The organism is Shigella sp. FC1967, assembly GCF_001743005.1.
In the GTDB taxonomy this organism is placed as follows: Bacteria; Pseudomonadota; Gammaproteobacteria; order Enterobacterales; family Enterobacteriaceae; genus Proteus.
On sequence record NZ_MIIZ01000321.1, the window covers coordinates 1 to 9,569 of the forward strand.

The window sequence follows — 9,569 nt, forward strand, 5'->3', positions numbered from 1 at the left end:
CATAGTTATAAAAAAACAAAAGAAAATAAAATAATGTGATAGAGATTAAATTAATATACCAAAATGTAAATATAAGTTTACATGTTATCTTTTAATGAATCTCAATATAAGATGAGTAGATGAGATAGGAATATAGAAGTAACAGAGATAAAAAAAAGGTCAGCAAAATGCTGACCTTTTAACAATAACTTTCGGATGTGCGAAAGCGTATTATTTAGCGTTAAGACGCTCTTTGATACGAGCAGCCTTACCTGAACGCTCACGCAGGTAGTACAGTTTAGCTTGACGAACCGCACCACGACGTTTCACAGTGATGCTATCAACGACTGGTGAGTGAGTTTGGAATACACGCTCAACACCTTCGCCATTAGAAATTTTACGAACAGTGAATGCAGAGTGCAGACCGCGGTTACGAATAGCGATAACCACGCCCTCGAATGCCTGCAGACGTTTTTTAGAACCTTCAACAACCCATACTTTAACTTCTAAAGTGTCACCAGGACGGAATGAAGGAACATCTTGCTTCATCTGTTCTTGTTCGATTTGTTTAATAATATTGCTCATAATAACTCTCTTACCCTAGGTAAACTGATATTAATGACATCTTGTGTCAGACTTACTCTGCTGTTCCTGACAGATGTTCCCGTTGGAACTCTGTTAACAGCACTCTTTGCTCGTCAGTCAGAGCTAGGCTTTCCAGAAGCTCAGGTCTTCTTAGCCAGGTTCGACCCAGTGATTGTTTCATGCGCCAGCGATTAATATGGGCGTGGTTGCCTGACAGTAAAACTGCCGGAACCTCCATACCATCTAAAACCTCTGGACGAGTATAGTGAGGATGATCCAGTAAACCTTCAGCAAAAGAATCTTCTTTCGCAGAGGCTGCGTGTCCGAGAACACCCGGTACAAAGCGCGCTACTGCATCTATCATTATCATGGCCGGTAATTCCCCACCACTTAATACGTAATCACCAACAGACCACTCTTCATCGATTTCAGTCTGAATGACACGTTCATCTATACCTTCATACCGACCACAAACCAGAATTAATTTCTCATTTGTTGCCAGTTCACAAACTCCTTGTTGATCGAGTTTGCGTCCCTGAGGTGATAAATAAATCACCTTTGCTCCATCACCTGCCGCAGCTTTTGCTTGATGAATAGCTTCCCTTAAAGGTTGAACCATCATCAACATACCAGGACCACCGCCATAAGGACGGTCATCAACGGTATTGTGTCTGTCGTATGTAAAATCTCGGGGATTCCAACATTCTACATTGAGCAGACCATGCTTCACTGCCCGACCAGTCACCCCGTACTCGGTTATAGAGCGGAACATTTCTGGAAATAGGCTAATTACCCCAATCCACATTTTTGTGTCCCACTATTGAGAACCGTTAACCGGATAATCTAAAAACCAGGATCCCAATCAACGATAATTTTTTTCGCTGAGAGATCGACTTTCTTGATAACCTGCCCATCAAGAAACGGAACTAACCGTTCCCCGATACCGAACGCATCTTTCAGATTCGCTTTAATCACCATGACATCATTTGAGCCCGTTTCCATCATGTCTGTAACAACACCCAGATCGTAGCCTTTATCCGTTTCTACATGGCAACCCATCAGATCTTTCCAGTAATATTCACCTTCAAGTTCTGGAAGTTGCGAAGCATTTACGACAATTTCAAAATTAGTCAGGAAATTAGCCGCATCTCTGTCATCAATACCTTTTAGCTTGACGATAATATCTTGGTTGTGATGTTTCCAACTTTCAATTTCAATGGTTTCCCACTGTCCATGACGCTGAATAAACCACGGTTGATATTCAAAAATGTTTTCGGCGTGTTCGGTGGAGGAAAAAACTCTGAGCCAACCACGGATCCCGTAAGGTGAGCCCAATTTACCCATAACAATAGGTTCTACAGGCTCTTTTAAGGTTTTTTGTTCGCTCATTGTTACCACCGCGACAGATTAAGCGCTTTTCTTCGCTGATTTGATCAGGCCAGCAACACGTTCTGAAACTGTTGCGCCTTGAGCAACCCAGTGTTCAACACGGTCTACGTCTAAACGTAATTCTTCTGCATTACCGGTTGCCAGTGGGTTATAAAAACCGACACGTTCAATAAAACGACCATCACGCGCATTGCGGCTATCGGTTACTACTACTTGGTAAAACGGACGCTTTTTTGCGCCGCCACGAGCTAAACGAATTGTTACCATAACATCCTCATTAGTTAATAAAACAACCAGACGCCATCGAGGAACGGAGTCCGGTTGTCATATAAAAAGCCCGAAAAGTTTACTCACTTTGGCGAAAAAAGCAATCCAAAGCACGTTTTTTTTCAGGCTTTTTGATTTTATCGGCCTGGGAATCCAGGTGGCATCATACCTTTCATGCTACGCATCATCTTAGCCATGCCACCTTTTTTCATTTTTTTCATCATACGTTGCATATCATCAAACTGTTTTAATAAACGATTGACATCTTGCACTTGCGTTCCTGAACCCGCAGCAATACGACGTTTTCTGGAACCTTTGATGATTTCTGGTTTTTGGCGTTCTTTTTTAGTCATGGAATTAATAATCGCTTCCATTTTCACTAAAATTGAATCATCCATTTGTGATTTTACTGCATCTGGCACCTGAGACATACCCGGCATTTTGCTTAACATACTCGCCATGCCGCCCATGTTCTTCATCTGCTTTAATTGATCTAAGAAATCATTTAGATCAAAGCCATCACCTTTTTTAAGTTTTGTAGCAAGCTTCTCAGCTTGTGCTCTATCAACTTTACTTTCAATGTCTTCAATCAAAGACAGAACATCACCCATGCCTAAAATACGAGAGGCAATACGATCGGGATGGAAAGGTTCTAACGCTTCTGTTTTTTCCCCAACACCGAGGAATTTAATTGGCTTACCCGTGATATGGCGAATTGATAATGCCGCACCACCACGCGCATCACCATCAACTTTGGTTAATACAACCCCTGTTAATGGCAATGCTTCATTAAATGCTTTTGCTGTATTTGCCGCATCTTGACCTGTCATAGCGTCAACAACAAACAGCGTTTCAACTGGGTTAATGGCTTTATGGAGAAGTTGGATCTCTTCCATCATGCCTTCATCTACGTGCAAACGACCCGCTGTATCCACCAGCAATACATCATAGAATTGAAGTTGTGCATGTTTTAATGCATTACTTGCAATTGTGACTGGATTTTCTTGAACTGTCGAAGGAAAGAAATCAATGCCAACCGTTTCGGCTAACGTTTCAAGCTGTTTAATCGCTGCTGGGCGATAAACGTCAGCAGAAACAACAAGAACTTTTTTCTTTTTTTTCTCTTTTAAGAATTTACCTAGTTTTGCGACACTGGTCGTTTTACCAGCACCTTGTAACCCCGCCATTAAGACAACAGCAGGTGGCTGTGCTGATAGATCAAGGTCGGTATTCACTTCCCCCATCGCATTGACGAGTTCATTTTGAACAATCTTTACAAACTCCTGACCCGGTGTCAGGCTTTTGTTAACTTCATGACCTACTGCGCTCTCTTTGACGCGCGCAATAAAATCACGAACCACTGGTAAGGCAACGTCAGCTTCTAGTAAAGCCATACGCACTTCACGCAGTGTCTCTTTAATGTTTTCTTCGGTCAGTCTTCCTCGACCGCTTATATTGCGCAATGTGCGCGATAGTCTGTCACTTAAATTCTCAAACATTATCTTAGCTCAGTGTTAAAGTTGGGCTTATCGGTCATGTATGCCACCGATTATATCACGATGACTCGCGGATCTCTGCATAGAGATTTAAGCTTAATGACTTCAATAGTTGGAGCCGTATCCTCCTAGCGCTATACTAGGAAGTTATTCAAACAATATATGTAAGCGAAACTATGCCCGTTATATCAATCTCTATCGTCGCTGTCTGCGCTTATTTACTCAGTCTGGTGCTGTTTTTGCCCGGTCTGTTACGGAAAGAGCAGAATGGATACCGCGGATTAGCTCTGCTATTTGCGGTAATTGCACTCATTGCACATGCCATTTCATTAAAATTTTTAATTTTCCGCCCGCATAGCGGACAGAATCTTTCACTCACCAATCTAGGTGCAATTGTTAGCCTAATGGTCTGCGTTATCATGACAATTGTGGCTTCTCGTGGTCGTGCATGGTTCTTACTGCCTATTGTTTATTGTTTCGCAATAGTTAATCTCGTTATTGCAGCGCTGATGCCGGGTGAATTTGTTACACATCTTGAAAGTAGCACATCACTCTTTATTCATATTGGGCTGGCTTTATTAAGCTATGCCACACTGTTAATTGCCGCTCTCTATGCATTACAACTTAGTTGGCTCGACTATCAACTAAAAAATAAGAAACTAAAATTCTCACCTCAAATGCCACCATTAATGTCAATTGAGCGTAAAATGTTTCATATTACACAAGTGGGTGTGGTATTGCTGACACTGACCTTATGCACAGGTTTGGTGTATATGGATAATATTTTTGGTAAGGAAAACATCCATAAATCTATTTTTTCTATCATTGCTTGGTTTGTTTACATCATTTTATTATGGGGACATTTCCGAGAAGGATGGAGAGGAAAGAAAGTCATTATCTTTAATTTGATTGGCGCTATTATTTTGACATTAGCTTTTTTTGGTAATCGTTTATTACAAGAGTTAGTGCTTAATTAATTTTCTATTTTAGGGTAGCAAAAGGATCTCAATTTTGGAGCATGTGTCGACAACTACGCTCATTATCATACTTGTATGTATGATTATTGCCTCAGCTTATTTTTCTGGGACTGAAACCAGTATGATGACGATTAATCGCTATCGCCTTCGTCATGCTGCAAAACAAGGAAATCGTGCTGCAAAACGTGTGGAAAAATTATTACAACGTCCTGACAGATTGATTAGTTTAGTATTGATTGGCAATAATCTAATTAATATTGTTGCGTCTGCACTAGCGACCATTATTGGTATACGTTTATATGGTGATGCAGGTGTAGCAATAGCCACAGGTGTGCTGACTTTTATCATCCTTATTTTTGCTGAAGTGCTTCCAAAATCAATCGCGGCACTGTATCCAGAACGTGTTGCTTACCCAAGTAGTATTGTTCTCTCTCCTTTGCAAAAACTGATGTTACCCATTGTCTGGTTTTTTAATAAAATCACATTAATACTCATGCGTATTTTTGGTATCAAATCCCCAGTAATACAGGGAAATGCGGTTTCAAAAGAAGAGTTAAGAACTATCGTTAATGAATCTAAATCAAAGCTTTCACAAAGAAATCAGAATATGTTGCTGTCGATTCTAGATTTAGAAAAAGTGACAATTGGCGATATTATGGTACCAAGAAATGAGATTTTTGGTATCGATGTCAACGACGAATGGAAATCGATCGTCAGACAATTAACGCATTCTCCTCACGGTCGAATTGTGCTTTATCGTGATACTCTTGACGATGCAATTGGTATGTTACGAGTACGAGAAGCTTATCGTTTAATGACTGAGAAAAAAAGAATTTACCAAACAAATTCTGATGAAAGCTGCCGATAAAATCTACTTTATTCCTGAAAGCACACCATTAAACCTACAACTCGTCAATTTCCAACGTAATAATGAAAAAGCGGGTATTGTGGTTGATGAATATGGCGAAATCCAAGGTTTAGTCACCGTTGAAGATATTCTTGAAGAAATAGTTGGTGACTTTACTACTTCGATGTCCCCCTCTTTAGCTGAAGAGGTTATCCCTCAAAAAGACGGTTCACTATTAGTTGATGGCACAACAAATATTCGAGATATCAATAAAGCTTTTGGCTGGCATTTACCTGAAGATGAAGCTCGAACGATCAACGGTGTCATTATTGAAGAGTTAGGTGACTTGCCTATTATTGGTAATAAAATAAAAGTGAGTGACTACGAATTTGAAATACTTGAAGTTCAGGACAACGTTATCAAAAAGGCGTTAATTCGCCACCTTTCTATTCCGCATCATTAGTGAATATAAAGCGCCTTCTAAGGCGCTTTTTGCTGTTTATCCTAGTTCAAATCGTAATTTACTATTACGAAAATCAAACTCTCTCGCAGCTTTCATATAGAAAGGCTCTATCACTTGTTCTTGTATTAGTATTGCAGGATTTAATTGTTGATAAGCAGAATAAAAACCATGATTTTTCACCCACATAACTAAGTTTAATGCAGGTTGATAAGAATAATCAGCACCATACTCTTCACGTCTACAAATAAAACACGCTGTTTCGCCTTTATTCAAAGTAAGAGAAAGCGACTTGCGTGGAAAATTAGTAATAATCGCCCCCTCATCATTTATTGCTTCAATATTAAAATGATGAGGTGCTAAGCTACGAATATTTTCATATTTTAACTGTAAATTCTCACCACTATAACTATTTGTTTTGATTTCATCTTGTTGAAAATTACCAGCGGTATTGTTCTTCTTTTTCTTTATAAAGATAATCACCACTGATCTTCATTATGGTGTTGGTTTGTAATTGAGTGATTTTGGTAAATAATTCAGAATTGAGTTCAGACGATAACAATAATAAATCAGGCTTGATAATAAGCTCTGGTTCGCACTGAGTGCGTTTAACATACTGTTTATGGACTCGCTCAAAGTAACGATATTCAAGTGCTTTAGAACGTCCTTGATAGAAAAAGGCATCTTTAGGAAATTGAGTACGTAATGTGCCTTTACCTACAAAATAAAATTCTCGAACAAAAAACTCTAACACTAATTTAGGTGATGAAAATTGGCGATGTTCCATAGCAGAAGTATACTCCGTGTATTAAATATCAATTTAATCCATTACGATGCTAACAATATAAGAAGATAAGAAAATAAAACAATGGTGTGCAGAAAAGAAAAAGAACAAAGGAGATAAAAATAAAAAAGAGATAATAAATCAGAATGCGAATTTTCTGATCTATTATCCCCTAATGTTATAAATTAGCGATGGCTTAGATATGTAGCTCTTTTAACGTCTCTTCAGGTAGTGCTAATTCATCATTATGATTAATGCCAATACGATGAGATAAAATATCGCGTGCGATATCTTGTGCCTCTGTCAGGGAATGCATTTCATAGGTACCACATTGGTACACATTCAATTCTGGGATATGGTTTTGATCTTTTACTTTCAAAACATCTTCCATTGCCGCTTTCCATGCATTAGCTACACGTTGCTCTTCTGGTTGCCCAATTAAGCTCATGTAGAAGCCTGTACGGCATCCCATTGGAGAAATATCAATGATCTCAACACCATCACCATTAAGATGATTACGCATAAATCCAGCGAATAGATGCTCTAGAGTATGAATTCCTTTCTCAGGCATGGCTTTTTTATTTGGCACAGTAAAACGTAAATCAAATACCGTGATGGTATCACCTGACGGCGTTTTCATTGTTTTTGCAACGCGTACAGCAGGTGCTGACATACGTGTATGGTCAACAGTAAAGCTATCCAATAAAGGCATAAAAAACCTCCTAAGAAAAATTTAAATATTTTTAAGAAAAAAATGAAACTTTCTGCAAGTAGCTCGGTCTTAGTAATGAATACGCGCAAATTGTTATCATCCCTATTTCTCTATAGAATTTTTTAGCCACACAAATTTTAGTGTGGCTTTTTTCTATCTAAGTTTAGGAAGCCACGTTATCGGTGTTTGTCCCCGCATGGATCTTCAAATACTCATCAAAAGAAATGGTATCACTCTTTTCTAACTCTTCTTGACGTTTTATGGATGAAATTCTCTCATGATCAAAAGCTTCATCGGTTAACGTTTCATAAGGTGTTTTAATTAATTCTTGGTAATATTCTTCAGCCAAAGACAAACCAAAACCACCAATACCTTGCGTTTTAATTTTGTCTAAAAGTCTTCCAGAAAAAGTTAATTCAGGATTATCAAACATTTCTTCTAACTTAACGCAAACTTCCATATATTTAGTGCCTGAACAGCAATCAAGAACATTAGCAACACGTTTTAAATCAGCAAATAAAGCTTTACCAACTTGCGCGAGTGGCTCTGTTCTTTCGCCACAACCCATTCCTATTACTTGACCTGGCTTACGCCCTTCTAGAATAACGTTATTCCAATTTGAACGGCAGCACGCTAATTCAGATGCACTCATTTCTGGCGCATCTGCTAATACACACCAGATCAGGAATAAATCGAGAAAGCGAATTTGAGTTTCATCAACACCAATTGGCGTAAATGGATTGATATCCAGTGAACGAACCTCGATATATTCAATACCACCGCGTAATAACGCATCAGAAGGTGATTCATCACCTTTAACCACACGTTTAGGACGAATAGGTGCATAGAGTTCATTTTCAATCTGTAACACATTGGTGTTTAACTGAATATATTTCCCCTCTTTCTTAACACCTAACTTAGCAAACTCTTCTGAAGGCTTGTGAATCGCTTTTTTCAGCCCTTTTACATAAGTTTCAAGATGATTAAAGGTGATATCTAAATCACTTTGAGATTTATTGGTATATCCTAAATCACTTAAACGTAATGACGTTGCATAAGGTAAATACTTCGCCCCTTTAGAAGTGCTTTCGAAGGGGAGATTTGTTTCTCTTCCTTTTAAGAAAGATCCACAAATTGCCGGCGATGCACCAAAAAAGAATGGAATGATCCAACCAAAGCGATAGTAGTTACGAATAAGACGCAAGTAACCGTCAGAAATCGCCTCTTTTCCACTCTCTTCGTCTTTTACATTTGCCCATGCTTGCCAAAATTCGATAGGCAGTGAGAAATTGTAATGCACACCTGAAATAGTTTGCATTAACGCGCCATAACGATTTTTAAGCCCTTCACGGTAGAGTGTTTTAAAACGTCCAACATTAGATGTGCCAAATTGAGCCAGCGTAATCTTATCTTCCCCTTCAATAAAGCAAGGCATACTCATAGGCCACATACGTTCATTATCTAAGTGACGTGCGGTATAGCGATGTAAATCACCTAAAAAATGCAAGGTATGTGCAATGTTGTCATCAACAGGTGTAATAAACTCTAATAAGGACTCGGCAAAATCAGTTGTGATCCACTTATGAGTTAATGATTTACCTAATGAAATAGGATGCTCAGTTGATGCTAAATGACCTTCTGGCGTAACTCTTAAAGTTTCACGCTCTATACCACGGTGGATGCCACATAAAACATTAGGGTGTGCTTCCAACCAAGAAAGCGCTTTTGATACGTCCGGGATCAAAGGTGACCTCCCGCGTTGATTGATGTTAGTAAATAGATAGGAGTTACTTTATCGCAAAGTCACTAAATTGTCGCTGATTAGATGATATTAGCATTGTTAGTTGATGCTAAACAAAGGCGTTACATTATGAGAAATAAGAGAGTAGATAGAAAGCAAAAAGCCTCGCGATTAGCGAGGCTTTTAAAATGGTGCATCCTGGAGGATTCGAACCTCCGACCGCTCGGTTCGTAGCCGAGTACTCTATCCAGCTGAGCTAAGGATGCAGGTCTGACGTTTTGCTAAAAATAATTAAACTAAAATATCTAATAAAAGATGGTGCATCCTGGAGG

10 protein-coding genes, 1 tRNA gene and 1 pseudogene are annotated in these 9,569 nt (G+C 39.0%); 2 read left to right on the forward strand and 10 right to left on the reverse strand.

Annotated features, from left to right (window positions below):
• Positions 1-210: 210 nt before the first annotated feature.
• From rplS to ffh, 5 genes are all read right to left on the reverse strand, one after another.
• Positions 211-564, reverse strand: a complete 354-nt coding sequence (gene rplS / locus BHE89_RS02820) for a 50S ribosomal protein L19 (protein ID WP_023580978.1) — start codon at positions 562-564, stop codon at positions 211-213.
• A 52-nt stretch (positions 565-616) separates the two neighbouring features.
• Positions 617-1,369, reverse strand: a complete 753-nt coding sequence (gene trmD, locus BHE89_RS02825; protein WP_006534750.1) for a tRNA (guanosine(37)-N1)-methyltransferase TrmD — start codon at positions 1,367-1,369, stop codon at positions 617-619.
• 38 nt (positions 1,370-1,407) lie between these two features.
• Positions 1,408-1,953 (reverse strand): ribosome maturation factor RimM, encoded by a 546-nt coding sequence (rimM, locus tag BHE89_RS02830; protein ID WP_006534751.1) that lies wholly within the window; start codon positions 1,951-1,953, stop codon positions 1,408-1,410.
• An 18-nt stretch (positions 1,954-1,971) separates the two neighbouring features.
• On the reverse strand, positions 1,972-2,220 hold the full coding sequence (gene rpsP / locus BHE89_RS02835; RefSeq protein WP_004244772.1) for a 30S ribosomal protein S16: 249 nt from the start codon (positions 2,218-2,220) through the stop codon (positions 1,972-1,974).
• Between the two features lie 137 nt (positions 2,221-2,357).
• Positions 2,358-3,719, reverse strand: a complete 1,362-nt coding sequence (gene ffh, locus BHE89_RS02840) for a signal recognition particle protein (protein WP_023580979.1) — start codon at positions 3,717-3,719, stop codon at positions 2,358-2,360.
• Positions 3,720-3,892: 173 nt separating this feature from the next.
• On the opposite strand from ffh, the gene BHE89_RS02845 reads away from it, so the two are divergent.
• Positions 3,893-4,693, forward strand: a complete 801-nt coding sequence (locus tag BHE89_RS02845) for a cytochrome C assembly family protein (protein ID WP_069367097.1) — start codon at positions 3,893-3,895, stop codon at positions 4,691-4,693.
• Positions 4,694-4,727: 34 nt separating this feature from the next.
• Positions 4,728-6,003, forward strand: a pseudogene (locus BHE89_RS02850) (CNNM domain-containing protein).
• Positions 6,004-6,039: 36 nt separating this feature from the next.
• On the opposite strand, the gene BHE89_RS02855 reads toward BHE89_RS02850, so the two are convergent.
• From BHE89_RS02855 to BHE89_RS02875, 5 genes are all read right to left on the reverse strand, one after another.
• The gene (locus tag BHE89_RS02855; protein WP_128860287.1) at positions 6,040-6,483 is read right to left on the reverse strand and encodes a hypothetical protein; all 444 of its coding nucleotides are present in this window, start codon (positions 6,481-6,483) and stop codon (positions 6,040-6,042) included.
• A complete protein-coding gene (locus BHE89_RS02860) occupies positions 6,440-6,787 on the reverse strand; it encodes a hypothetical protein (RefSeq protein WP_128860288.1) in 348 nt (115 codons plus the stop codon). The genes BHE89_RS02855 and BHE89_RS02860 overlap by 44 nt, the downstream gene beginning before the upstream one ends.
• Positions 6,788-6,980: 193 nt before the next feature.
• Positions 6,981-7,496 (reverse strand): S-ribosylhomocysteine lyase, encoded by a 516-nt coding sequence (gene luxS / locus BHE89_RS02865; RefSeq protein ID WP_069367094.1) that lies wholly within the window; start codon positions 7,494-7,496, stop codon positions 6,981-6,983.
• Between the two features lie 163 nt (positions 7,497-7,659).
• Positions 7,660-9,240 carry a glutamate--cysteine ligase gene (gene gshA, locus BHE89_RS02870; protein ID WP_069367093.1) on the reverse strand — a complete coding sequence of 527 codons (1,581 nt, stop codon included), beginning with the start codon at positions 9,238-9,240 and terminating at the stop codon, positions 7,660-7,662.
• A 186-nt stretch (positions 9,241-9,426) separates the two neighbouring features.
• Positions 9,427-9,503, reverse strand: a tRNA-Arg gene (locus BHE89_RS02875).
• Between the last annotated feature and the right edge of the window lie 66 nt (positions 9,504-9,569).